The 24,129-nt window shown below is 39.2% G+C and carries 19 protein-coding genes and 6 pseudogenes; 21 read left to right on the forward strand and 4 right to left on the reverse strand.

The annotated features are described in order from the left end of the window. Positions 1–279 precede the first annotated feature (279 nt). From trpX to AWM76_RS05275, 3 genes are read left to right on the forward strand one after another with little or no spacing between them, the layout of a single operon-like run. Positions 280–1,347 carry a tryptophan ABC transporter substrate-binding protein gene (gene trpX, locus AWM76_RS05265; protein ID WP_003142694.1) on the forward strand — a complete coding sequence of 356 codons (1,068 nt, stop codon included), beginning with the start codon at positions 280–282 and terminating at the stop codon, positions 1,345–1,347. A gap of 12 nt (positions 1,348–1,359) precedes the next feature. Beyond that, positions 1,360–2,250, forward strand: coding sequence for an ABC transporter permease (locus AWM76_RS05270; RefSeq protein WP_003142693.1), 891 nt, complete (start codon positions 1,360–1,362; stop codon positions 2,248–2,250). Continuing rightward, the gene (locus AWM76_RS05275; RefSeq protein ID WP_003142691.1) at positions 2,250–3,050 is read left to right on the forward strand and encodes an ABC transporter ATP-binding protein; all 801 of its coding nucleotides are present in this window, start codon (positions 2,250–2,252) and stop codon (positions 3,048–3,050) included. The genes AWM76_RS05270 and AWM76_RS05275 overlap by 1 nt, the downstream gene beginning before the upstream one ends. A gap of 112 nt (positions 3,051–3,162) precedes the next feature. Here AWM76_RS05275 and nrdH read toward each other — a convergent pair whose 3' ends face one another. Continuing rightward, on the reverse strand, positions 3,163–3,384 hold the full coding sequence (nrdH, locus tag AWM76_RS05280) for a glutaredoxin-like protein NrdH (protein ID WP_003142690.1): 222 nt from the start codon (positions 3,382–3,384) through the stop codon (positions 3,163–3,165). A gap of 369 nt (positions 3,385–3,753) precedes the next feature. Here nrdH and AWM76_RS05285 point away from each other — a divergent pair, with 369 nt between their 5' ends. The 9 genes from AWM76_RS05285 (at position 3,754) to AWM76_RS05325 (ending at position 14,776) form a co-directional block, all read left to right on the forward strand. After that, entirely contained in the window at positions 3,754–4,224 is a 471-nt protein-coding gene (locus tag AWM76_RS05285) for a periplasmic substrate-binding domain-containing protein (protein ID WP_003142689.1), read from the forward strand. Between the two features lie 164 nt (positions 4,225–4,388). Then, positions 4,389–5,732, forward strand: coding sequence for an NADP-specific glutamate dehydrogenase (gene gdhA / locus AWM76_RS05290; protein ID WP_003142687.1), 1,344 nt, complete (start codon positions 4,389–4,391; stop codon positions 5,730–5,732). 116 nt (positions 5,733–5,848) lie between these two features. Further along, a complete protein-coding gene (locus AWM76_RS05295; RefSeq protein WP_003142685.1) occupies positions 5,849–6,742 on the forward strand; it encodes an NAD(P)H-hydrate dehydratase in 894 nt (297 codons plus the stop codon). Positions 6,743–6,767: 25 nt separating this feature from the next. Continuing rightward, the gene (locus AWM76_RS05300; RefSeq protein ID WP_003142683.1) at positions 6,768–7,238 is read left to right on the forward strand and encodes an NUDIX hydrolase; all 471 of its coding nucleotides are present in this window, start codon (positions 6,768–6,770) and stop codon (positions 7,236–7,238) included. 172 nt (positions 7,239–7,410) lie between these two features. Further along, a complete protein-coding gene (locus AWM76_RS05305) occupies positions 7,411–8,181 on the forward strand; it encodes a DeoR/GlpR family DNA-binding transcription regulator (protein ID WP_003142681.1) in 771 nt (256 codons plus the stop codon). After that, on the forward strand, positions 8,178–9,095 hold the full coding sequence (pfkB, locus tag AWM76_RS05310) for a 1-phosphofructokinase (protein WP_003142680.1): 918 nt from the start codon (positions 8,178–8,180) through the stop codon (positions 9,093–9,095). The genes AWM76_RS05305 and pfkB overlap by 4 nt, the downstream gene beginning before the upstream one ends. A gap of 30 nt (positions 9,096–9,125) precedes the next feature. Continuing rightward, positions 9,126–11,039 carry a PTS fructose transporter subunit IIABC gene (locus AWM76_RS05315; protein ID WP_039935692.1) on the forward strand — a complete coding sequence of 638 codons (1,914 nt, stop codon included), beginning with the start codon at positions 9,126–9,128 and terminating at the stop codon, positions 11,037–11,039. A gap of 284 nt (positions 11,040–11,323) precedes the next feature. Further along, complete coding sequence (locus AWM76_RS05320) at positions 11,324–13,033, forward strand: ABC transporter ATP-binding protein (protein WP_003142675.1); 1,710 nt, start codon at positions 11,324–11,326, stop codon at positions 13,031–13,033. A 3-nt stretch (positions 13,034–13,036) separates the two neighbouring features. Beyond that, positions 13,037–14,776 carry an ABC transporter ATP-binding protein gene (locus AWM76_RS05325; protein ID WP_003142674.1) on the forward strand — a complete coding sequence of 580 codons (1,740 nt, stop codon included), beginning with the start codon at positions 13,037–13,039 and terminating at the stop codon, positions 14,774–14,776. A gap of 71 nt (positions 14,777–14,847) precedes the next feature. Here AWM76_RS05325 and AWM76_RS05330 read toward each other — a convergent pair whose 3' ends face one another. Then, positions 14,848–15,609: a CBS domain-containing protein gene (locus AWM76_RS05330; protein ID WP_003142673.1), complete on the reverse strand. Its 762-nt coding sequence runs from the start codon at positions 15,607–15,609 to the stop codon at positions 14,848–14,850. A gap of 116 nt (positions 15,610–15,725) precedes the next feature. Here AWM76_RS05330 and AWM76_RS05335 point away from each other — a divergent pair. The 6 genes and pseudogenes from AWM76_RS05335 to dexB all read left to right on the forward strand — a co-directional run bounded on the left by AWM76_RS05335 (position 15,726) and on the right by dexB (position 19,885). Continuing rightward, positions 15,726–16,477, forward strand: a pseudogene (locus AWM76_RS05335) (amino acid ABC transporter ATP-binding protein). A 178-nt stretch (positions 16,478–16,655) separates the two neighbouring features. Continuing rightward, positions 16,656–17,252: a nitroreductase family protein gene (locus tag AWM76_RS05340; RefSeq protein WP_003142669.1), complete on the forward strand. Its 597-nt coding sequence runs from the start codon at positions 16,656–16,658 to the stop codon at positions 17,250–17,252. A gap of 68 nt (positions 17,253–17,320) precedes the next feature. Further along, a pseudogene (locus tag AWM76_RS05345) lies at positions 17,321–17,500 on the forward strand (sugar ABC transporter substrate-binding protein); the annotation flags it as partial. A 55-nt stretch (positions 17,501–17,555) separates the two neighbouring features. Further along, positions 17,556–17,804: pseudogene (locus AWM76_RS10885) on the forward strand (carbohydrate ABC transporter permease); the annotation flags it as partial. Positions 17,805–17,808: 4 nt separating this feature from the next. After that, positions 17,809–18,147: pseudogene (locus AWM76_RS10890) on the forward strand (TOBE domain-containing protein); the annotation flags it as partial. Positions 18,148–18,271: 124 nt separating this feature from the next. Then, entirely contained in the window at positions 18,272–19,885 is a 1,614-nt protein-coding gene (dexB, locus tag AWM76_RS05355; RefSeq protein ID WP_003142666.1) for a glucan 1,6-alpha-glucosidase DexB, read from the forward strand. Positions 19,886–19,941: 56 nt separating this feature from the next. On the opposite strand, the gene AWM76_RS05360 is transcribed toward dexB, so the two are convergent. After that, the gene (locus tag AWM76_RS05360; RefSeq protein WP_003142665.1) at positions 19,942–20,856 is read right to left on the reverse strand and encodes a substrate-binding domain-containing protein; all 915 of its coding nucleotides are present in this window, start codon (positions 20,854–20,856) and stop codon (positions 19,942–19,944) included. Between AWM76_RS05360 and AWM76_RS05365 the strand changes: the two are divergent. The 3 genes and pseudogenes from AWM76_RS05365 to AWM76_RS05375 form a co-directional block, all read left to right on the forward strand. Then, a pseudogene (locus AWM76_RS05365) lies at positions 20,793–21,143 on the forward strand (galactokinase); the annotation flags it as partial. The gene AWM76_RS05360 and the pseudogene AWM76_RS05365 overlap by 64 nt on opposite strands. 4 nt (positions 21,144–21,147) lie before the next feature. Further along, a pseudogene (galT, locus tag AWM76_RS05370) lies at positions 21,148–22,615 on the forward strand (UDP-glucose--hexose-1-phosphate uridylyltransferase). Between the two features lie 109 nt (positions 22,616–22,724). Beyond that, positions 22,725–23,642, forward strand: coding sequence for an alpha/beta hydrolase (locus AWM76_RS05375; protein WP_003142661.1), 918 nt, complete (start codon positions 22,725–22,727; stop codon positions 23,640–23,642). A 53-nt stretch (positions 23,643–23,695) separates the two neighbouring features. Here AWM76_RS05375 and AWM76_RS05380 read toward each other — a convergent pair whose 3' ends face one another. Further along, positions 23,696–23,974 (reverse strand): chorismate mutase, encoded by a 279-nt coding sequence (locus AWM76_RS05380; RefSeq protein WP_039935686.1) that lies wholly within the window; start codon positions 23,972–23,974, stop codon positions 23,696–23,698. Positions 23,975–24,129: the final 155 nt, after the last annotated feature.

The following is a 24,129-nucleotide window of genomic DNA, read 5'->3' on the forward strand; positions in this document are numbered from 1 at the left end:
TTAACGAGATTTCAAAGACGAAGGGAGCCACTCAAATGTTAACTACTGTGCAAACAATGAAATACTGGCAAAGCCACATGAATTAGTTGTATCTGCACGAGTGCGCATAGATACAACTTCAGTTTTCTGGACTGTATTTATGTGGAGAAAAATTTGAGCCTTTCAAAATAACCCCCCACATAGACATGATAGTAATGATTTACCAATCAACTATGTGGGACCTAGCGTCCTACAGTTTAGAGTAGGACGTTTTTTATTGTCAAAATTAGGAGGAAAGACATGAAGAAAATTTCAAGTATGGGTGCGGTATTAGTGATTGCCCTTTTTGCATTATATCTTGTAATGCCAACCCTTATTGCAAAACGAGAGGGACTAGAGGCCGCCAGTCAAGAGGTAGATGAATCTCAATTAGTGGAAACAGAAGAAGACATCACCATTGGTTTATTACAATTTATCCAACATCCTTCATTAGACCAAATTAGAGACGGTTTCTATGATGGCATGGCTGAACGTGGCTATGTAGATGGTGAAAACATCACAATTGATTACCAAAATGGCCAAGGAAACCAATCTGATTTAGCCATGATTGCGAATGCTTTTCTTGCTGAAAATGCAGATATTTTAGTCGGCATCGCAACCCCAGCTGCGCAAGCTTTAGCCAATGCCGCTAACGGCGATCGTCCGGTGATCTTATCTGCGGTATCAGACCCAGCTAACAACGGTTTTATCGCCTCTGATGAACAACCAGGGGCTAACGTCACAGGGGTTACAGATATGGCACCAGTTGCAGAACAATTTGATTTAATGGAAGAAATTTTACCACATATAGAAGATGTCGGCATTATTTACAATTCTTCAGAATCGAATGTAACGAAAACGGTTAGTGAAGCCAAGGCTGAAGCAGAATCAAGAGGGTTGAACGTAGTAGAATCTACCATTACTTCAACAAATGATCTAGCGTCAGTCGCTGAACAATTAGCTGGCCAAGTGGATGTTATCTGGGTACCAAATGACAATACAATTGCTAGTGCTATGGATACCTTAATTCAAGTAACAGATGCAAACGGCATTCCAGTTATTCCAGTAGTGGACGCTATGGTTGCTGACGGTGGGTTAGCGACAGTTGGTATCAACCAATATCAATTCGGTTTAGATACAGCGACAGTAGTAGCCGATGTCATCGAGGGCGCAGATACGGCAACTTATCCAATTATCTATAATGACAAAACAGATACCTACATCAATACAGCTAAAGCTGAAGAATTGGGCATTCAACTACCACAAGAATTGATTGATGCTGCCATTGATGTTAACAGTGACGAATACGCTGAATTGGTTGGAGAATAAGGAGGAGACCATATGGACATGATAATTAGTGCTTTTTCTCAAGGGACAATCTGGGCTGTAATGGGTCTCGGCATTTATATCACTTTTAGAATTTTAAATGCACCGGATATGACAACTGAAGGGTCGTTTGTACTGGGTGGTGCCATTGGTGCCCAAATGCTTTACTTTAATATAGATCCTTTCACATCATTGTTGATTTCATTTTTAGCAGGTATGGCTGCAGGAGCAGTTACAGGTTTTTTAGTAACCCGCTTGAAAATTAATCCGTTATTAGCAGGTATAATTACCATGACAGGGATTTACTCAATCAACTTGAAAATCATGGGTAAGGCCAACATGTCTTTATCAACGGTGACGACTTTAAAAACTGCGATTGCTGGTTTATCCTTGCCACGTAATGTAGATACCATTGTGATTGGTTTGATCATTGTAGCAGCAATTATATTCCTGTTAACTTATTTCTTTAAAACCGAAATGGGGCAAGCTTTGATTGCAACAGGTGATAATATGCAAATGGCTAAATCACTAGGGATTGAAACGTCAGAGATGACTATGCTTGGTTACATGCTAGCCAATGGATTGATCGCTGTGTCAGGTTATATTGTTTCTACTGATAATGGCTATGCTGATATTCAAATGGGTATTGGTACTGTAGTGATTGGTTTAGCTTCCATTATTATTGGGGAAGTCCTATTCCGTAATGTGAAATTAGGGGTTCGTTTTATTACAATCCTAGTGGGCTCAATTATTTACCGCTTACTATTAACGATTGTCTTAATGATGAACTTTGAAGCGAATGATTTCCGTCTATTCTCAGCAATTATCGTTGCTTTATGTCTGGCTATTCCAACCATTCAAAATAAAGTAGCCGACTACCGTGAATACAGAAAGGTGGCTAAATAATGACGACCTTATTAGAAATTAACCAAGCGAGAAAAGTATTTAACAAACGAACACCGGATGCCTTCGCAGCCTTAGATGACTTATCATTAACAGTGGAAAAGGGCGATTTCATTACCATTGTCGGGGGTAACGGGGCAGGAAAATCAACCCTATTAAACGCCATTGCTGGCACCTTCCTGTTAGACTCAGGTGCCATCACTTTAAACGATAAAGATATTAGTCGTCTTGCTGAAGAGGACCGGGCTAAATTTGTTTCCCGCGTATTCCAAAATCCGTCAATGGGGACAGCACCACGTATGACCGTTGAAGAAAACTTATCATTAGCTTTAAAAAGAGGTCAAAAACGAGGTTTAGGGTTAGCTATTAAAGATGACAATCGGAAACAATTCCAAGAGACATTAAGCCAACTGCATTTAGGCTTAGAAAATCGATTGGATGCTGAAATAGGCTTATTATCCGGAGGGCAAAGACAAGCGATTGCCTTATTGATGGCAACTATCACTAAACCAGAAATTTTATTATTAGATGAACATACAGCAGCCTTAGACGCAAAGACATCTAAACGCATTTTAGAAATTTCATCTGACCAAGTAAAAGACCATAACCTAACAGCCTTAATGATTACTCATAATCTCCAAGATGCCTTGTTATATGGTAACCGGATGATCCTTTTACACCACGGTAAAATCATTAAAGACTTTAGTAAAGAAGAAAAAGATCAGTTGACAGCAGGTGATTTATACCAAATCATGGCCGACTTGGCTGAATCAGACTATCAAGATCAAGAAAATTCTATTTAAACAAAAAAGCGCCACAGTCCAAATCCTAAATCATGTTGATGAGGGAAAGGGCGTGACGCTTTTTATATAAAAACGACTGAAGGTCAAACTTCAGTCGTTTCATTTGATTTGATTAAACTAATTTTGCTAAACGGTCTGGTTGGAAACCGTAGAAAGCTTCTTCGTTTTCGGCAACGATTACAGGCACAGCTTGGAAGCCCATGCCTTTAACTTTAGCTAATGCTTCTTCTGATTCTGTAACATCGATTGTTTGGAATTCGATTTCTTTTTCAGTTAAATATTTTTTTGTGAAATTGCATTGCATGCAATTTGGTTTTGTGTATACAGTTACCATGATTATCCCCCTATATATGCCACATGTAGTTGTGATTTATTTTATGAACACAATATATAGGGTTTATAGTCCTGAGTCAAGTTGTTTAGCTTAAATTCTTTTTTTCATCAATAGGACTTGAGCTAAAAGGTTGATGTATGGGAATTTCCAAATCTTTAAAAAATTCATGAGGATTTATAAGTGCAAATTTAGTACTTCGTTGTATAAAAATATCGAAACAACCAAGTTCCAATTTTACCAAAAATAAAAGTGCTTGTCACTTGTAACTTGAAATCAGAGGGGGAAATTATAGATTACGATATAGAAACTGTTCAAGAAAATTGAGAAAATGGTTTAACGCAGGTTGCCTTAGATTCTTTATCGTTGGAGATGGTTGCGGCCGATGACGAGGAGAGTCAAATTTTTGCGGAGTATATTCAATCACAATTAACAGAGAACCTGCCAAGTATCGAAGTTACCGTAAAGACTATGCCGTTATCTGCTCGATTTGCAGCTTTATCTGATGGGGACTATGACTTAGGTGCCACTTTCTGGCAAGCTGATTTCGGGGACCCAATAAACTATTTAGGACGGTTTGATTCTTCTATTACCCGCGGAAATTATCAATATGATGAATTGGATGAATTGGTGGCTAAAAGTCTGGCGCAAGCACTTGACCCAAGTGGTAGATGGGAAACGCTGATAAATCTTGAAAAAGCTGACTTAGATGATTATGCTGTTCAGATTCCAGTGTATCAGTCCTATCAAGCAATTTTAGAAAATCCACAAGTATCTGATATCAACCGACCAGGTCAATCTTATATCAACTATAGATGGGCCGATATTCAGACAGCAGAGTAGGGTAATGACAGATAATCTAAGGTAAAAGACAGTACTTTCAAAATTCCGTGTAAAAATGTTTATCATTTTATCACAAAAAAACTTTTATTCTTTGGTGATTTTGTATATAATAAGTACTGTTCTCATTATATTGTAATAATTAAGAACAGAAAGTAGGAATTAACATGAATGCACAAGAATATATTAAGGTCACTCAAGAAAAATGGCACAAGCAATACGAAGCTGAACCAGAATTCATCCAAGTTTTAGACGAATTCTTAGATTCTGTTGCGCCAGTAATTGAAGAGCATCCTGAATATGTAGAAAAAAACATTCTACAAATTCTAGCGATTCCAGAAAGAATCATTTCTTTCCGTGTTCCTTGGACTGATGATAAAGGAAATGCTCAAGTAAATACTGGTTACCGAGTACAATTTAACTCAGCGCTAGGACCTTATAAAGGTGGGCTTCGTTTCCATCCTACAGTAAACCAAAGTATCCTTAAATTCTTAGGTTTTGAACAAATCTTTAAGAATTCACTTACCGGCCAACCAATCGGTGGTGGTAAAGGTGGGGCTGACTTTAATCCAAAAGGTAAGTCAGATAACGAGATTATGCGATTCTGCCAAAGCTTTATGACGGAATTACAAAAATATATCGGTCCAGATAAAGATGTACCAGCCGGTGATATCGGTGTTGGTGGACGTGAGATTGGCTTTTTATTCGGCCAATACAAAAAATTACGTGGCTTTGAAAATGGTGTCTTAACTGGTAAACCATTATTATATGGTGGATCATTAGCACGTACTGAAGCAACTGGATACGGTGCTGTATACTTCTTAAACGAGATGTTACAAGCTAAAAACGATACAATTGAAGGTAAACGCGCGATTATTTCTGGTGCGGGTAACGTAGCTATCTACGCTGCTGAAAAACTTCAAGAACTTGGCGGTATAGCGATTTCAGTATCAGATTCAACAGGTTACATCATTGATGAAACTGGTATTGACGTAGCCCTTTTACGTGATGTAAAAGAAGTTCGTCGTGAGCGTTTAACTGCATATGCAGAAGCTAAATCTACAGCAAGCTACTTTGAAGGTTCTGTTTGGGACCACGAAATTGCAGCTGACTTAGCAATTCCTGCAGCAACACAAAATGAAGTGAAAAAAACACAAGCTGATCAATTAGTTAAAAATGGCGTGAAATTCATTTCTGAAGGTGCTAACATGCCTTTAGATGCACCAGCAACAGAAACATTATTAGCGAATGATGTTTACATTGGACCAGCGAAAGCTGCCAATGCCGGTGGTGTAGCAGTTTCTGCCCTAGAAATGGCACAAAATAGCCAACGTCAAAGCTGGACTTTTGAAGAAGTTGACGGCATGTTACAAGATATCATGAAAAATATCTTCAGCGAGTCTAAAGAAGCTGCAAGCACATACGGTAAAGAAGATAACTTAATTGCCGGTGCAAATATTGCTGGTTTCAAAAAAGTTGCAGATGCAATGATTTCTCAAGGTTTAGTATAATTCAAATACACTACACACGATGTGTAAGCAAGAGGTTGGCTAATATGGCCAACCTTTTTGTGTGTAAAGGGTTAGGCATATGCTTTTACAAGTGCTAGAATGAAAGAAAAGGGGTGATGGTTGTGACATTATCAAAGGTTGATTTGAATTTAACGGCTATTAAAAGTCTCATACCAGTTCGTGACAAGGACGCCTACAAGAACCTGTTTGGTCATGTCCTGATTATTGGAGGGAACCATGCCATGGGTGGAGCTACCCAAATGGCGACCATGGCTACAGTCAATTCGGGCGCAGGTTTAACCACAATTGCAACTGATTCAGCTAACTTGCCCGCTATCCATACTGTTTTGCCGGAAGCCATGATCATGGATTGGACGGATGTGTCAGCTATCCAGCAAATGATTGAAAAAGTGGAAGTGCTATTGGTTGGACCTGGATTCGGGATGGATAACCTGGACCTATGGCAGCTAATCAAAACCACAATTGCATCCTCTAAACACTCGTTGAGGATTATCTTAGACGCAGATGCTTTAAATCTACTAGCGGCAGATTTAGCAGAAGAAGACAAGACAATTCAAGAATTACTTTCCCCAGATAATCAACATGAAATCATTTTGACACCCCATCAAGGAGAATGGCGTAGGCTATCTGCAGGCAAAGTCCCGGCCGATGACCAAGCGAGGGTTCAAAATTGGGTAGACCAAGCGGGTGCTATCCTAATATTGAAAGGGTCATCAACAGAAATTTATGTGCCAAATGAGCTGGTCATTTACCGAAATCCTGGGGGTAATCCCGGCATGGCGACTGGCGGTATGGGGGATACGCTAGCGGGGATGATTGCTGGTTTAGCAGGTCAATTAAACAAAACGGCAGATGCTGTTAAGCTGGCAGTTTTCTTACATTCCTACATTGGTGACCAGCTGTATGAAGACCATTATGTGGTCCTACCTAGTCAAATTAGCAAACGAATTCCTTATACAATGAAAGAAATCTCAAAGAAAGAAATTTGAAAGCAGAATCAGAAAGTGTGATGAAATGGCAAGTGAAAAAATGCGATATACCAACCCCTCAGCGGGCATATTAATTTTAACCCGGAAATTGGATGGGCAAAAGCAAGTTCTGTTACAACAAAGAGGGCAAACGGAAATGTTAGCGAATAAGTGGGATTGTATATCTGGGCATGTTGAAGCACAGGAAACGGTACGCCAAGCCATGGTTCGAGAAGTATATGAAGAATTGGGCGTTTATATTCAGGCAGATGATTTAGCATTTGTGGGTTTAACCCACCTACGTTTAGACGATGAAACGACTTACTATAATATTTATTTGACGACCGATCGATTTGTAGGCACACCGCAAATTATGGAAACCGATAAACATGATGATTTAAAATGGGTGAACTTGACTGATTTACCAACCATGGCGAATGAAATCGTCCAAAATCGCTATGAAGCCATCCAACATTTGGGGCAACCACCATTTTATTCAGAAGAAGGATTTACGTAAAAAGGGGCAATCATAAGCACTTTATATGGAAAAAGGACATGAATTTAACTGTTCTATTTTTTTGAAAGAAAATGATTGATTCTGGATGTTTTTGCGTGTATAATGGTTGTGGTATCGAGTAAGCGTTTGCATTCCCTTTACAAAATATTTACGTGAAAGGAGTTCAAAAAAAGTGTTATTAGAAGAAAGAAAAACCATCATCTTAGATCACCTAAACCAGCATCATATGGTCGATTTGCAGACCTTAGTCACTATGACTGGTGCCAGCGAGTCAACCTTGCGTCGTGATTTAGATAGTATGGAAGATGAAGGACTCTTAATTCGCGTCCATGGTGGCGCGAAATTGAAGAAGGGTGCTAATCCTGTAATTGGAGAAGAACCCCGATTTAGTGATAAGGTACTCAATAATGCAAATGAGAAGCGAATCATTGCTCAACATGCAGTGGGTCTGATAGAAAAAGGCGAAACTATTTATCTAGATGCCGGTACAACGACCTTACTAATGCTTGACTTCATCACACCGGACATGCAATTAAACATCGTCACGAATGGTGTCGATCAAGCGATTGTTGCAGCTGGTAAAGGCTTGAATATCCAATTATTAGGGGGCACCTTACGGGCGAATACCCAAGCAATTGTTGGTCAAAGCGCTCATAAGCAATTAAAGAAATACCATTTTCACCATGTGTTTTTAGGGATGAATGGGATTGATTTAGATGATGGACTGACGACAACTGACGAAGCGGAAGCCTTTTTGAAAGAACAGGCAGCCAGTCAAAGTATAGACGTTCATGTCATGATTGACCAAAGTAAGTTTGAGAGAACTTATCCAATCACGGTTACCTTAGATTGTGAATTCCAAGTTGTTACAAATATTTTTAAAGACCGACATGCAAAAGAAGATTTTACTCAAGTATATAAAATAAAGGAGGTCAACAATTGATTTATACACTAACGTTAAATCCCTCAATCGATTACTTAATGTATATTGATGAGATCCAAGCAGGAAAGACGAATAGATCAACGCGTGAACAGATGTTACCAGGTGGGAAAGGGATTAATGTATCTCGAATCCTAAACCAATTTGAAGTACCCAATATTGCCTTAGGTTTTGTAGGTGGTTTCTCAGGGGACTTTATTCGCGAATGGTTGGAAAAAGAGGGGTCATCTACTCAATTTATAGAAATTTCTAGTCCAACACGTATCAATGTGAAGACAAAAGGAACGAGCGAAACAGAAATTAATGGTGCAGGGCCTGTCATTGATGAAGAAGCGATTAACCAATTGCGCCAACAAATTCAAATGATGACTTCAGAAGACTTGATAGTTCTATCAGGTAGTAAAGCACAAGGCTTACCGGAGGATTTCTATTTAAGCTTAATTAGCTTATTGAAAGAACGCGGTATTCCATTCATCTTCGATACAGCAAGCCAAGAATTGATCGAAGCCTTACCAATGGCACCACTTTTAGTCAAACCAAACCAGGATGAATTAGGTGACTTATTTGGTGTTGAAATTAATTCACTAGATGACGTTGTTTTATATGGTAAGAAGTTACAAGAATTAGGTGCAGAAAACGTCGTTGTATCACTAGGTGGTGACGGTGCCTTATTTATTGACAAAGACCGTATTGTTAAGGCTGATGCACCTCAAGGTAAAGTCATCAATACAGTTGGGTCTGGTGACTCAATGATTGCCGGATTTGTTGCTGGATTACAGCAAGGTTTACCAGCTTCTCAAGCTTTCGTGCTAGCGGTACAAAGTGGGAGTGCCACAGCATTTAAAGAAGACTTGGCGGAGAAAGAAGACATTGATGCCTTAAACGGGGCAGTCGGTCTATCATTTTTACATAAATAAAGTTTACAGTCGTAAATGAAGGAGATAGATATGAAAATTACGGATATTTTACGTGAAGAGTTAATGATTCTTGATGTGAAGGCAGATAACAAAGCTGCTATTTTAGACGAAATGGCGCAAAAATTAGTGGATACTGGTGCAGTGAGCGACTTTGATAGTTTCCGTTCAGACATCCAAAAACGTGAAGATACTATGAGTACTGGTCTAGGTAATGGTATCGCTATGCCTCACGCGAAAAATGAGGCAGTTACCAAAACTTCAGTTGTATTTGCTAAAAAACCAGGCGGTTTAGACTTCGAATCTTTAGATGGCCAACCAGCTGAATTGTTCTTTATGATCGCTGCTGAAGGTGGCTCTGCGGACACGCATTTACAAGTACTTGCTGAACTTTCTAAGTTACTAATGAACGAAGACTTCATTGCTGCTTTAAAAGGTGCCCAAGATACTGCAGCTGTTACAGGTATTTTAAACTTAGCACAAGCACAATTAGACGCAGAAAACAAAGAAGAAGAATCTTCTACTGATGTTTCTGCAGCTGACGTTGACGAAAAGCAACCATATATCATTGCGGTAACTGCTTGTCCAACTGGTATTGCCCACACCTATATGGCTGAAGATGCTTTGAAGAAAAAAGCAAAAGAACTAGGCGTACAAATTAAAGTTGAAACACGTGGATCTGAAGGCGTTAAACATGGTTTAACTAAAGAAGACATCGACAAAGCTGACGGAATCATTGTTGCGGTAAGTAAAAATGTCCCAATGGGTCGTTTTAACGGTAAAAAAGTGGTTGAACGTCCAGTTGCTGACGGTATCAACAAAACTGAAGAATTGATTAATTTAGCCTTATCTGGCGACGCTCCAGTTTACACGACTAATCGTCAAGATGAAGATGATGCTTCAAGTGAAGACGGTGCGGGTTCAGGTCGTTTCAACTTCAAGTCATTATACAAAGACTTAATGAACGGTATCTCAGCAATGTTACCATTTGTTATCGCTGGTGGTATCATTATTGCCATTTCATTCTTAATTGAACGATTTGCCGGTAGCGAATCTGCCTTATTCTTAGGGTTCAACGGTATCGGTTCTGCAGCCTTTGCTTTCTTAATTCCAGTATTAGCTGGTAATATCGCTAAATCTATCGGGGGTCAACCAGCCTTAGTAGCCGGATTCTCTGCTGGTGCTTTAGCCAATACTGCTGGTGCCGGATTCCTAGGTGGTTTAGTTGGTGGTTTCCTTGCTGGTTATGTGACAATCTTAGTCATTGAAATGCTTAAAGGGTTACCAAAATCACTTGCAGGTACTAGAACAATCTTATTCTACCCAGTACTTACGTTATTAATTACTGGTGTTATCATGTACTTTGTATTAGGGCCAATTTTTGCTGGTATCAATACCGGTATGTTGAACTTCCTTGAAAGTTTAGGTACTGCTAACTTAGTATTACTAGGTGGCTTACTTGGTGGTATGATGGCAATCGACATGGGTGGTCCATTCAATAAAGCAGCTTATGCCTTCTCTATCGGTATCTTTACAGATACTGGTGATGGTAAATTCATGGCGGCAGTTATGGCCGGTGGTATGGTGCCACCATTAGCAATCGCTTTGGCGTCCGTTTTATTTAAAAATAAATTTACTAAGACAGAAAAACAATCAGGTTTAACAAACTTTATTATGGGTCTAACATTCATCACAGAAGGTGCTATCCCATTTGCTGCTGCTGATCCATTACGTGTGATTACTTCTAGTGTCCTAGGTGCTGCTGTTGCTGGTGGTTTAACACAATTCTGGACAACTAATGTACCTGCACCACATGGTGGTATCATCACTATGGTGGCGTTAGGGAACCAACCATTACTGCTAATCTTAGCGGTCATTATCGGTTCAATTATCTCAGCCTTAGTTTTAGGTTTCTGGAAAAAACCAGTAGCTGAAGAAGACAGATAATCATTTAAAATAAAAAAATGCACGAAATTGCCGAAAGGTGAGTTTCGTGCATTTTTTTGCTTAATAATCTCATGTATTGCAAAATTAGAAAACGAATCTGCTATACGAGACTAAATCACATATCTTTTAAAGCAGTCCTAGTGATTATCCTGTTTTTGTATTTTTTTAAAATAAATCAGTAAAAAATTGTTTAAGAAAGTTGATGGTGGCTTAATTATGCCAACTAATCAAAAATTAATGGTAAGATATTTTAGAATGAAAATAATCGTGCTAGGAGAGAGTTTATGCGGGTTAAAGATATATTACTTAAAAATAAAGGCCAAGCCTTTTTGGCATTTATGGCTAAAGTAGCCGAAGCCATTTTAGAGTTATTAGTGCCTATCGTGATGGCTAGATTGATTAACATGGGGATTAATCAAGACAATCCATCAGTTATCATCAGACAAGGGATCTTGTTAGCAGTATTGCCTTTACTAGGTTATTTAACGGCCTTGGTTTGTCAATATTTGGCTTCTAAAGTTGCCCAGGATATTGGGACTGAAGTGCGGCTAGAAATGTTTAAAACATTAAACCGTATGGATAGAAAGCAATTGGATAGTATTACAGCTTCGTCAGTGGTTCTAAGAATCGAAAACGATACACAAAACTTACAATTGGCCATTGCCTTAATGATTCGACTGGGTTCTCGTGTGCCAGTTTTATTAATCGGTTCAATTGTGATGGCCTTTTATGTGAGTCCAACCTTGGCGCCTATATTTATCATCGGTGGATTGGTCATTGGTGCTATTTTGATATACATTAATATTTTTACCAATAAACAAAATGGCCAAATCCAACGTCGTATGGATCAATTATCACGTATCGTGCGTGAAAACTTTTCAGGCATCCGGGACATTCGTGCTTTCGCCAACGAAAAACATGAAGTCAATCGTTTCGAAAAACAAAACCTGACTTTAAGAGGCGAGCAATTAACCATGGGCGCCTTCCAAGCGCTGGCTAACCCCTCAAGTCTTTTCTTAGTCAACTTAGCCATTGCTTTTATCTTGTTCTTCGGAGGTAGACTGGTAAATAATGGTCAGTTTATGCAAGGGGATGTGGTTGCCTTGGTTCAATATATGAATAATATCCTCTTGGCTTTAAATGTACTGGTGAATATCTTACTTGTATTTAGTCGCGGGATTGCTGGGATTAACCGAATTGATGAGGTTTTATCCATTCAACCAGAAATCTTAAGTGGTCAGGACAAACTTTCTGGAGATGAACCCTTGGCCATCCAATTTGATGATGTAACTTTTGGATATGGAGAGCGTAATACCGTTGAAAATATCACAGCTGATATCAAACCTGGTTCTTTCTTTGGGATTATCGGGGGGACGGCATCCGGTAAATCGACCTTAGTTAACTTATTGTTACGTAATGATGATGTCAACCAGGGGAAAATTATCATTAATGATAACTTGATTCAAAACTTAGACCTGAATGCTTACCGCAAAAAAATCGGACTAGTCCCTCAATCCGCATCCCTATTTACGGGGACCCTTAGAGATAATCTATTGATGGGCAAAAAGGGTATCAGTGACCAAGACTTGTGGCAAGCTTTAGAGATTGCGCAAGCCAAGGACTTTGTCGCTCAAAATGATCTGGGCTTAGACATGCCCGTTCGACAAGGTGGTAAAAATTTTTCAGGTGGACAAAAGCAAAGGCTAACGATTGCCCGTGCCTTAGTTGGCCAACCGCAAGTTTTAATACTAGATGATTCGTCAAGTGCCTTAGACTTCGCCACTGAATCGAAATTACGCCAAGCATTAAGCAAATTAAATACCACTATTATCATGATTTCACAGCGTGTATCTTCAGTACAACAGGCTGATCAAATTTTAGTCATGAATAATGGACGCAGTGCTGGTGTTGGTAGTCACGATGACTTACTAGCATCCAGTGATATATATCAAGCGATTGTTGCTTCGCAAATGCAAGAAGAAAAGGAGGATTAGCAGATGGATAAAACAACATTCTCATGGCTGATGGATTACATTAAACGTTACCGTTGGACAACAATCGGCTTATTCCTGTTTTCGACGATTACCGTCCTTTTTCAAGTTTTAATACCCATTCAAATCGGACAGGCAGTGAATGAAATCGTTGGCCTGGACCAAGTGGATTATAAAGCTCTGTGGCAGGCCATTATCTGGCTGGGTGTGTTCGCCTTAATTGCAGCCCTAGCTCAGTATATACAAAACCAGATGTCTAACCGATTAACCTACCATATTATTGCGGACTTACATAGAGACGCCTTTAATAAAATCCAAAAACTCCCTTTATCATACGTGGATAATCATTCTTTAGGGGACCTTGTTTCTCGTGTCATTAATGATGTCGATTTAGTTGGTAATGGTTTATTACAGAGTTTCAATAGCTTATTCTCTGGCGTGATTTTAATTGTCGGGGTTATCGTGATGATGTTATCCCTAGACGTTAAAATCGGACTGATCGTCATTATTTTGACACCCATTTCTGTGGTTGTATCATATATTATTGCCACTAGAACCTACCACCGCTTTACTGAACAGGTCAATTTACGTGGCAAACTCGGTGGATACGTAGATGAAATGGCTCAAGGGCAAATGATTGTCCGTGCCTTTACCTTTGAAGATGACGCCATTGAACAATTTACAAGTATTAACCAAAAAGTGCATGAGTCAGGTCTGTGGTCACAATTTTATGGGGCTTTAATTAACCCAACGTCGCGTGTTTTAAACTCCATTGTTTATGCTGTTGTGGGCGTAGTCGGTGCCTTTACTGTATTATCTGGCCAATTGAGTGTGGGGATTTTCTCTTCATTCTTAACTTATGCCAACCAATATAATAAGCCATTTAATGATATTTCTTCTATCATTAATGAAATGCAAACATCTTTAGCTGCGGCTGCTCGCGTCCATGAACTGATGGTGGCTGAGGAAGAAACGCCTTCACGTGACCAAGCAGAACTTACAACGGTTGAAGGTGCAGTTGATTTTAAAGACCTAACCTTCTATTACGATAGCCAGCGACCTTTAATTGAAGACTTAAACGTCCAAGTCAAGGCTGGGGATACGGTGGCCATTGTAGGTCCTACTGGGGCTGGGAAAACGACCCTTATCAACCTTCTGATGCGGTTTTATGACCCAGTAGCCGGCGGTATTTATATTGACGGTGTCAACACCTTAGATATGCAACGTAGCTATCTAAGACAAAACTTTGGGATGGTTTTACAGGATTCTTGGATTTTTGAAGGAACCATCTTCGATAATATTGCATACGGTAAGTCGGACTCAACCATGGAAGAAGTGGTTGCTGTGGCTAAAAAAGCCCAGATCCATGACATGATCATGCAAATGGACCAAGATTACCAGTTTAAATTAAGTGAGAACGGGGCCAACATTTCTAAAGGGCAACAACAATTAATTTGTATTGCGCGCATTATGCTGACTGACCCAGACATGTTGATATTGGATGAGGCGACATCTTCAATTGATACGATGACGGAGAAGGCGATTCAAGAAACCTTTGATGCAATGATGGTCAACCATACAACCTTTATCGTAGCCCACCGATTGTCAACGATTGAAAATGCCGACCAAATCTTATACATGGAAAACGGCCATGTCTTAGAACAAGGCAGCCATCAAAGTTTATTAGAAAAAGAGGGTAAGTACTTCAATCTATACCAATCGCAATTTGATCATCAAGCTGAATAAGTCCTTGTTGAAGAAGGCACACATCAAAAAGCTAGCGGCAATTTTCGCTAGCTTTTTTGTCTACCCTCATCTTATAAATAGTTTAGAATCGTCGTAATATCCCGTTGAGTGACAATTCCAATAATATCTTTAGGTTTTCGGACATCGTCTTCTTCCGAAATCAATAAGACTTCATTTCGGTTGTTGCGCATCAAGTCGACCATTAAATCATCTAATTCAAAAATTGGGGTATCGGGTGAGATGATTTGTTTACTGGTAATTTTCTTATGATGGCTATGATTGATGATTTGCCTTACTTGATATTTGGAGAAGTCCATATAGAACCAAGCATTTTTGGTAATTTCATCCGCAATAAATTTGGTGATGAGTTCTGCAGAAATAACGGATACCAAGCGTTCCTTATTGAAGACGGGTAATTGGGATACTTGATGGTGGTGTAAATCAGTCAAGGCTTTTTCTAGACTATCATCCATATTAATGGCAAAAACTGGTTTGATAAATTTTCTAGTTGACGGTATTTCTGTCAGTAATTTGTTGATTTCAAAGAGTTGTTGATTGGTTTCTTCAGAAGGATAAGCCAGGTTTACTTCAACCTCTGTCTTGTGGTGGGTCAACAAGTTGCGTAACTGGCGAATCTGGTCTAAAAATTGATGGTTACGTTTGATTACTTGGTTTGTTTTGGCCAATTCTTCTACACATTGGAAGAAAGTAGCATCATCATCCGCTAATAATCTCTTCATGGTTTGGTGTAAGGCGTTAAAGTGGCTAATAAAGGCGACTGTTACTGAATAGGGTTTATCCCTAGTAAATTCTTCAGAATAATGACTGGTCATCTTGGCAACCTCCTTCTATCTACTACTTTAATTATAACAAAAAGATGATGGAATAATGAATTGCAATACTCTTGAGCAAATAAATTACAACCTTAGGTGTGCTAGCTGATTCTGACATCCAAGCGATTGAAGACTTGGAAGGGAAAAAATTTGGTGATAACACTGTATTGAAGGGGATTGACTTTCAAGTGAACGAAGGGAAGTTGTCGCGATTATTGGGCCGTCAGGTTCAGGGAAATCGACCTTTTTGCGGAGTTTAAACTTACTGGAATCACCTGAATCAGGAACCATTGAAATCAACGGGGTTAAAGTCACAGCACCGGATATCAAAAAGCAAGATGCCTTTGACTTTAGACAGCAAACTGCCATGGTATTCCAACACTATAACTTGTTCAGAAATAAGACAGTATTAGAGAACGTAACTTTATCTTTAATTTCAAATAATGTCATGAAAAAAGATGAAGCTGCTGAATTTGGCGAAAAATTATTGAATCAAGTGGGCTTGTCGAAACAAAAAGACCAGTACCCAGTGACTTTATCAGGTGGACAACAACGGGTAAGTATTGCCCGGGCTCTTGCTGTACAACTTAAAGCAATTCTACTAGATGAGCCAACGTCTGCCTTAGACCCATAATTAGTGAATGAGGTACTAGAAACTATCGAACAATTGACAAAAGGACACACAACACTTGTTATCGTGACGCACGAAATGAATTTTGCCCGCAAAGTGGCAGACCGGGTTGTCTTTATGAATGATGGGGTGGTCGTTGAATCTGGACGGCCGGATGAAATCTTCACTAATCCAAAAGAAGAGAGAACCAAGCAATTCCTAAAAGAATATATTGGGGCCAATGAGTACGTTATCTAAATTGTCCTGATATGGTACCAAAATCGTACTAAATAAAGTCTTTTGATAACTTAAAAGTAGAAGATTGTACATTGATGAACTTGATAATTGACTTTTAAAAAGTAAGCATGTAGACTATAAATAGTTCTAAATGGAACTAGTCATTTAAAAAATTGAAATTTAAAGGAGTATTTAATTTATGTCACAATTTAAAGAATTATTAACTAAACGTCGTTCTCACTACGCTATCGGTGCTAACACTGATGTGACTGCTTCAGATGTAGCTGCCGCTTTAAAAGAAGTGATCTCAACTGTACCAAGTGCCTTCAACTCACAAGGTGTTCGTGTTGTTGTCGTTTCTGGTGAAAATAACCAAAAACTTTGGGACTTAATCAAAGGTGTACAAACACAAGTATTAGACGAAGGTACCTTAAACTACATGACACCAATCATGGACGGTGCGCGTGAAGCAGTTGGAACAATCTTATTCTTCGAAGACCGTGATGCTGTTGAAGCAGGTATCCCTGGTAACCCAGAACGTCGTTCAGTTTATAAAAACCACGAATCAGCAAATGCGCAATTAACAGCTTGGTTAGCATTAACTGAATTAGGTTTAGGTGCAAACTTACAACATTTCAACATTGGCTACGAGCAAGGATTTGACCGTGCTATCCGTGAATTGTTAGATTTACCTGAAGCTTGGGAATTAGTTGCTGAAATGCCATTTGGTTCTATTGAAGCACCAGCTGCAGAAAAAGAAGTTATTGCTGCTGAAGAACAAGTTATCTTAAAATAATCACGTCATATTAGACGTTAACAAAAAGGATCATTTACCTCATGGTAAGTGATCCTTTTTGTGTTCATTTAAAAGCCTTAAATGAACTAGCCTTCACTGACAAACATTATGTATGGATGGCGCAACATTGGACGAGTGAAGATGATTTCTTCACCGCAACAGCCAACTACTTAATGAGGCAAGATATAGAAGCTTTAGCGGATGAACTGAATGCCTTCTTCAATCCAATGAAAGCAGACCTAGACTAGGGGGAAAAATCACATGAAAAAAATAATTAATAAATATTGGGGTTGGGCCTTTTTAATTGCCCGGTTGTTAAATTCAAAAATCAAGGGATGCACCTTTTTTAGAGCCTAGTATTTCTTTTCAGCAGTGCTCTCCGGATTGACCGTATCGTTAATTTGTAAACAGGTATTTAACTATGGTTTACCGGCTATTGGTCAAGCATTGAATATTGGCTGGTTACAAGAGTCTCTACTAGGTTCAACTAGTGGCGCCGTATTTGCAGCTATCTTTGTCCTTTTATGGCAAGGTGTGGCTATGCCAATTATCACTTCAAGATGGTTTGGACATTGCTATACCAGAAGGCCAAGCTAAAATCTTACGTGACCGTGGTTACCTGGGTAAAGAAGTCATTTTCGGTATTCGTCCAGAAGATATTTTGGATACTAACATTGCCATTGAAGCCTACCCAGAGGATACCGTGACAGGTGAGATAGTCGTTTCTGAATTACTTGGACCTGAAACCATGTTATACCTAAAATTAGGTCAAGCTGAATACGTTGCACGTGTATCTGCTCGTGACACATTTGAAGCGGGTGACAAAGTTGCCCTAACCTTTAACATTACGAAGGGACATTTCTTCGACTTGGCAACAGAACAAGCAATTCGTTAATATGCGAAGCATATCTTAGCTGGGGACAAAACTTCCCAGCTATTTTTGATATTATTAATGCAAGCGCTTGCACAAACTGGTAGAATGGACTTAACAACATAAAACATCATAAGGAGTGCGTGAAATGGAAAAACATTGGTGGCACAAAGCAACTATCTATCAAATCTATCCTAAATCCTTTGCAGATGCGAATGGCGATGGTATTGGGGATTTAAAGGGCATTACCAGCAAATTAGACTACTTGCAAGAATTGGGCATAACTGCCATCTGGTTATCACCAGTTTATGATAGCCCTATGGACGATAACGGTTATGATATTGCGAATTATGAAGCGATAGCAGACATGTTTGGTGACATGAATGATATGGATTTGTTACTAGCCGAAGCCAATCAACGTGGTATTCGTATTATCATGGACCTCGTCGTAAACCATACATCAGATGAACATGCCTGGTTCGTGGAAGCCCGCGACAATCCGACAAGCCCAGAACGTGATTATTATATTTGGCGTGACGAACCCAATGACCTAACCTCAATATTTAGTGGCTCAGCATGGGAAAAAGATGAAGCATCTGGTCAATATTACCTGCACTTCTTCAGCAAAAGGCAACCTGATTTAAACTGGGAGAACGCCTCTTTACGTCAAAAAATTTATGATATGATGAACTTTTGGATCGATAAAGGTATCGGTGGGTTCCGTATGGATGTTATAGACATGATTGGTAAAGTTCCTGATCAAGGGATTGTCAATAATGGCCCTAAATTACACGATTACATCAAGGAAATGAATACTGCTTCCTTTGGTAAACATGATTTATTAACTGTAGGTGAGACATGGGGTGCTACGCCGGAAATTGCCCAATTATACTCAAATCCTGACAGTCATGAACTATCTATGGTATTTCAGTTCGAGCATATTGGTCTGCAACATAAGCCGGATGCAGCTAAATGGGATTTTGAAGACGAACTAGATGTACCTGCATTAAAAAAGATTTTTAATAAATGGCAGACAGAATTAGGGCTTGGTCAAGGTTGGAACTCTTTATTCTGGAACAACCATGATTTACCACGTGTCCTTTCTATTTGGGGCTCAACTGGCCCAAACCGAGTGAAATCAGCCAAGGCATTAGCCATTCTCCTACATCTGATGCGAGGTACACCTTATATTTACCAAGGTGAAGAAATAGGAATGACCAATTATCCTTTTAACAATTTAGATGAAATTGATGATATTGAATCCTTAAACTATGCACGAGAAGCTACGGCAAATGGTCAATCTATGGGACAAGTCATGGACAGTATCCGCATGATTGGTCGAGACAATGCTCGGACACCTATGCAGTGGGATGAAACGAAACATGCCGGATTCTCAAGTGGAGACACAACCTGGCTACCAGTAAATCCAAATTATCATGAAATTAACGTCAAAAACGCCTTAGCTGATCAGAACAGTATTTTTTATACTTATCAAAAATTGGTTCAATTACGCCAAACTGCAGACTGGTTAATCGATGGCGATTTTGAGCTATTAGATACTAGCGATAAAGTATTTGCCTACATCCGAAGAACACCAAGTGAAGCATACTTAGTAGTCGTGAATGTATCTGATGTAGCACAAACATTTAGTTTTAATGGTACATATGAAACAATTATTATCAGCAATCATGTGGTGCCAACCGATTTACAACAAATTACCTTGGATGCTTGGGATGCATTTTGTGTTAAGCTGACAAAATAAAAAAATAATATCAAAAAGGGTAACCGCAATCGTTTGTGGTTACCTTTTTTTGATATTTATACACTAGAATCACGTATTGTTAACCGAGTGGCAAGTCTAGTCATAGTAGGTACTACTTCCGGGTTTATCAATTGACGATTCAGGGTATCCACAGCAATTCGACCCATTTCCTCGGTAAAAACGGTCACACTGGATAGGGCGGGGAAAATCTGTTTCGTCAACGGAGTATCATTAAATGAAATAAGGCTCACCCGTTCAGGGACAGCAATACGTGCCTCCTGAAGGGCACGTAAAGCACCAATAGCTAATGTATCATTAGCTACAAAGAGAGCCTGTGGAAGGGCTTCTCCATGTTCAGTGATGGCCTGTTTCATCAAATCATACCCAGCTTGTGCTGAAAAATCACCAATATACGTATATTTTGTATGGTAAACACCAAGTTCAGATGCATAGTTTCGGAAAGTTCTGAATCGTTGATCAATTAACTGTTCCTTACCATCTGTCGTTTTCTCTTCACCGGCAATCATACCTATTGATGTTAACCCATGCTGCATAAAATAATCTAATACTTGAATCACGGCATTATTAAAATCAGTTGACACACAGGGATGACCAGCATTTAAGGTATCTGAATCCACAAAAACCAATTTGCGATTATAGGACTCTAACCGTTTAATTTGTTGATTAGAAAATTTACCGATGGCAATAATTCCAGCAATATCATCAGCAATTTGAATAATTTGATTATTGAAATAACGGACAATATCATAGGTTAAATCTTCGGCACGTTTTTCTATCCCAATCCGAATAGCGTAATAATATAAATCATTTAATTCTTCTTGCTCACTATACCATTGGACAACAGCAATTTTTTGTCGCTGTTTTGGTATATTCGTCGTCTTTTGATGTTTGGGAAAACCAACGAACGTCACTTGCACGACAAGCATTGCAAACTGGGGATCTATTAGCATTTGGTCGCTTAATGAATGCCTCCCATGTATCATTAGAACACGATTATGAAGTTACCGGAATCGAGCTAGATACCTTGGTCCATACAGCATGGGCACAGGAGGGGGTATTAGGCGCGCGTATGACGGGCGCAGGCTTTGGAGGATGTGGCATTGCCATCGTCGCAAAAGACAAGGTGGATGCTTTTAAAGAGCAAATAGGGTGTGTATATACTGAAACAATCGGCTATCCACCACAATTTTATATCGCAGAAATCTCAAGTGGCGCGCGTGTACTAACAAGGAGATGATGACATGGCAAAACTAATTGATGCCTTTGTTACACAGGTTATTGAAAATAGTGATTATACAATAGACGATCATTTTTATTTACGCAATCGAATCTTAGCATTAACTGGTGAGGCAGGTGCCAATCAAGAAACAACTAGAACCACCCTTATTTCCTTACGTGATGCCTTAGTAGATGTTGCTGTTGACAACGGAAAAGTAGGGGATTTAACAGAAGAGCGAGATACTTTAGGCGCTGCATTAATGGATTTTATCACGCCAGCCCCTAGTGTTTTAAATCAACACTTTTGGGATACCTATCAAATTTCTCCAGAAGAGGCCATCCAGGAATTTTATGCGCTGAGTCAACGTAATGACTATATTAAAGTAGGGGCCATTGCTAAGAACATTGCGTATACAAGTCAAACGGCCTATGGACCAGTGGAAATTACCATTAACCTATCAAAACCTGAAAAAGATCCCAAGGCAATCGCTGCCGCCAAAAAAGCGCAATCTTCTAGTTATCCTCTTTGCCAGCTATGCATGGAAAATGAAGGATATCAAGGCAGAATCAACCATCCGGCGCGCGCTAACCACAGAATTATTCGTCTTCAATTAGGGGTTCCAATATTCACCATATGCCTATTTCAATGAGCATAGTATTGTATTAAACACACAGCATGTCCCCATGGTCATTTCAAAACAAACATTTGAACAATTATTAGACATTGTAGCTATTTTTCCTGGATATTTTGCTGGATCTAATGCCGATTTGCCGATTGTAGGAGGTTCAATTCTAACGCATAATCATTATCAAACGGGACGTCATGATTTCCCTATGGCTAAGGCGCCCTTTGAAAGTCAATTCACGTTTGAAGGTTACCCAAACATCCAAGCTGGGATTGTCAAATGGCCCATGTCTGTGATAAGTCTACAAGGAAAAGAGCGGGGAGATTTGGTGACCCTGGCCGATAAAATCCGACTGGCTTGGCAAACATATGAAGATCCAAATCTAGATGTAATTGCATATACAGGGGACGAAGCTCATCATACAATTACACCTATCGCCCGCAAAAATGGGGACAAATTCGAACTAGATTTGGTTTTACGTGATAATCATACTTCATCACAATATCCAGATGGCGTTTATCATCCACATCAAGATGTGCAACATATTAAACAGGAAAATATCGGTTTAATTGAAGTAATGGGCTTAGCTATATTACCACCACGCTTAAAAGATGAAATCTCGGCAGTTGCTGACTATCTATTAGATAAAGAAAATAATATTGCAGCTTACCATTTAACATGGGCACAAGAATTAAAGCAAAATTATCACCATACTTTTACTCCAGATACAGTGCATACTATTTTAAAAGATGAAATTGCAAATGTTTTTGTACGCGTCTTAGAAGATGCTGGTGTGTATAAAGATACACCAGCAGGAAAAGATGGCTTTAATCGATTTATTCAATCGGTAGGTATCGTTTCTTAAACTTTTCATGCCCCCGTTTCTTGCTATTTGGAGACGGGGGTTTTCTTTTTCTCTAATGAAAATCAAATGCTATAATGGCATTAATGAAATTTAGAGGAGAGAACGTCTGATGCAAAAAGAAGTAATAAAGCTATATAATGATCGTGATGATGTGACCTTAACTAGCTACGTGATTGATCCAATCCGCACAAGTAATGTGAATATTGAACGACCGGCCGTGATTATCTGTCCCGGTGGTTCATATATGTACTGTTCAGATAGAGAAGCTGAACCAGTGGCATTGGCATTTAATGCTATGGGCTTTCACGCATTTGTCTTGCGATATTCGGTCTATGGGCAAGGGAAAACAACTGCAGAAATCATTGCAGAAGGGCAATTTCCGGTTAAACCTGATGTTATTTTCCCCCATGCGCTACAAGAAACTGCTAAGGCATTTGAAATTTTGCATCAACATGCGACTGAGTGGCGCATTGATACTGATAAGATTGGCCTAGCAGGATTTTCTGCTGGTGGTCACAATACCGGGATGTACAGTAATGTATGGCATGAAGATGTGATTCAAAATGCAACAAATTTGAAGGGCAAAGCCTTGAAACCAGCATTTAATATTTCTGCCTACGCCCTAACTGATATTGCCTATTATTATCACCAAAACATTGCCAATCCTGACCCAAATATCAAGGCCTATGCAACAGCTATATCTTTAGCTTGCTTTGGAAAACCACTACCTAGTGAAGCAGAAATTGAACGTTATTCTGTCCCAGCTACTGTGAATGAACATACTGCACCAACTTTTATTTGGGCAACACGTGAAGATGATGTTGTTAATGTACGTGATTCCTTATCACTAGCCTTAGCATTAGAAGAAAATCAAATTCCGTTTGAAATGCATATCTTCCAAGAAGGACCACACGGCCTTTCAGTGGCTAACGAGCTTTCTGCAACCACGCCCAATCAAGTGAATAAAACTGCCGCGCAATGGATACCTTTGGCAGAAGCTTGGTTAAAAGAATTGATTTTAAAATAAAACAAAAACGGCAACTCCAGCTCATTATGAAAGTTGCCGTTTTTATTTTACGATTATTTTTCTGCTTGTTTGGCCATCCAGGTTTGCTGATGACCGCGAGAAATACGCATGATTTCAGTATATAAATCAGCTAATTCTTCTTTTAGTTCAGGGTTTTCTAAGTAGCCTTGAACTCTCTCAATGACTAACGCTTCACGACCAGCATCCAAAATATCTTTATTATTGGCTAGCTTAACTTCAGCTACCTTTTCAACCAATTTCGTTCTCTCTTCAAATAATTTCACGATTTCTCGGTCAAGGCGGTCAATCTCAATACGTTCGTTTTCTAACATGTCTTTCTCCTTTAGTGGATCATTTAATTTTGTGATTTTTTGTAAGTTTAAAATGTTATATTGGGAGACGGACAACGGCTAAGTCAATATACTGGCTAGCTTGTCCCAACAGTCCGCTTTATCTAAGATATTTATTTTTCATGATATTGAATTAA

This window comes from Aerococcus viridans (assembly GCF_001543285.1).
GTDB lineage: Bacteria > Bacillota > Bacilli > Lactobacillales > Aerococcaceae > Aerococcus > Aerococcus viridans.

Excerpts from the sequence above, each read along its gene's own strand:
- trpX (WP_003142694.1), top strand. The coding sequence starts at position 280 with ATGAAGAAAATTTCAAGTATGGGTGCGGTATTAGTGATTGCCCTTTTT.
- AWM76_RS05270 (WP_003142693.1), top strand. The coding sequence starts at position 1,360 with ATGGACATGATAATTAGTGCTTTTTCTCAAGGGACAATCTGGGCTGTA.
- AWM76_RS05275 (WP_003142691.1), top strand. The coding sequence starts at position 2,250 with ATGACGACCTTATTAGAAATTAACCAAGCGAGAAAAGTATTTAACAAA.
- nrdH (WP_003142690.1), bottom strand. The coding sequence starts at position 3,384 with ATGGTAACTGTATACACAAAACCAAATTGCATGCAATGCAATTTCACA.
- AWM76_RS05285 (WP_003142689.1), top strand. The coding sequence starts at position 3,754 with ATGGTTGCGGCCGATGACGAGGAGAGTCAAATTTTTGCGGAGTATATT.
- gdhA (WP_003142687.1), top strand. The coding sequence starts at position 4,389 with ATGAATGCACAAGAATATATTAAGGTCACTCAAGAAAAATGGCACAAG.
- AWM76_RS05295 (WP_003142685.1), top strand. The coding sequence starts at position 5,849 with ATGGTTGTGACATTATCAAAGGTTGATTTGAATTTAACGGCTATTAAA.
- AWM76_RS05300 (WP_003142683.1), top strand. The coding sequence starts at position 6,768 with ATGGCAAGTGAAAAAATGCGATATACCAACCCCTCAGCGGGCATATTA.
- AWM76_RS05315 (WP_039935692.1), top strand. The coding sequence starts at position 9,126 with ATGAAAATTACGGATATTTTACGTGAAGAGTTAATGATTCTTGATGTG.
- AWM76_RS05320 (WP_003142675.1), top strand. The coding sequence starts at position 11,324 with ATGCGGGTTAAAGATATATTACTTAAAAATAAAGGCCAAGCCTTTTTG.
- AWM76_RS05325 (WP_003142674.1), top strand. The coding sequence starts at position 13,037 with ATGGATAAAACAACATTCTCATGGCTGATGGATTACATTAAACGTTAC.
- AWM76_RS05330 (WP_003142673.1), bottom strand. The coding sequence starts at position 15,609 with ATGACCAGTCATTATTCTGAAGAATTTACTAGGGATAAACCCTATTCA.
- AWM76_RS05340 (WP_003142669.1), top strand. The coding sequence starts at position 16,656 with ATGTCACAATTTAAAGAATTATTAACTAAACGTCGTTCTCACTACGCT.
- dexB (WP_003142666.1), top strand. The coding sequence starts at position 18,272 with ATGGAAAAACATTGGTGGCACAAAGCAACTATCTATCAAATCTATCCT.
- AWM76_RS05360 (WP_003142665.1), bottom strand. The coding sequence starts at position 20,856 with ATGCTAATAGATCCCCAGTTTGCAATGCTTGTCGTGCAAGTGACGTTC.
- AWM76_RS05375 (WP_003142661.1), top strand. The coding sequence starts at position 22,725 with ATGCAAAAAGAAGTAATAAAGCTATATAATGATCGTGATGATGTGACC.
- AWM76_RS05380 (WP_039935686.1), bottom strand. The coding sequence starts at position 23,974 with ATGTTAGAAAACGAACGTATTGAGATTGACCGCCTTGACCGAGAAATC.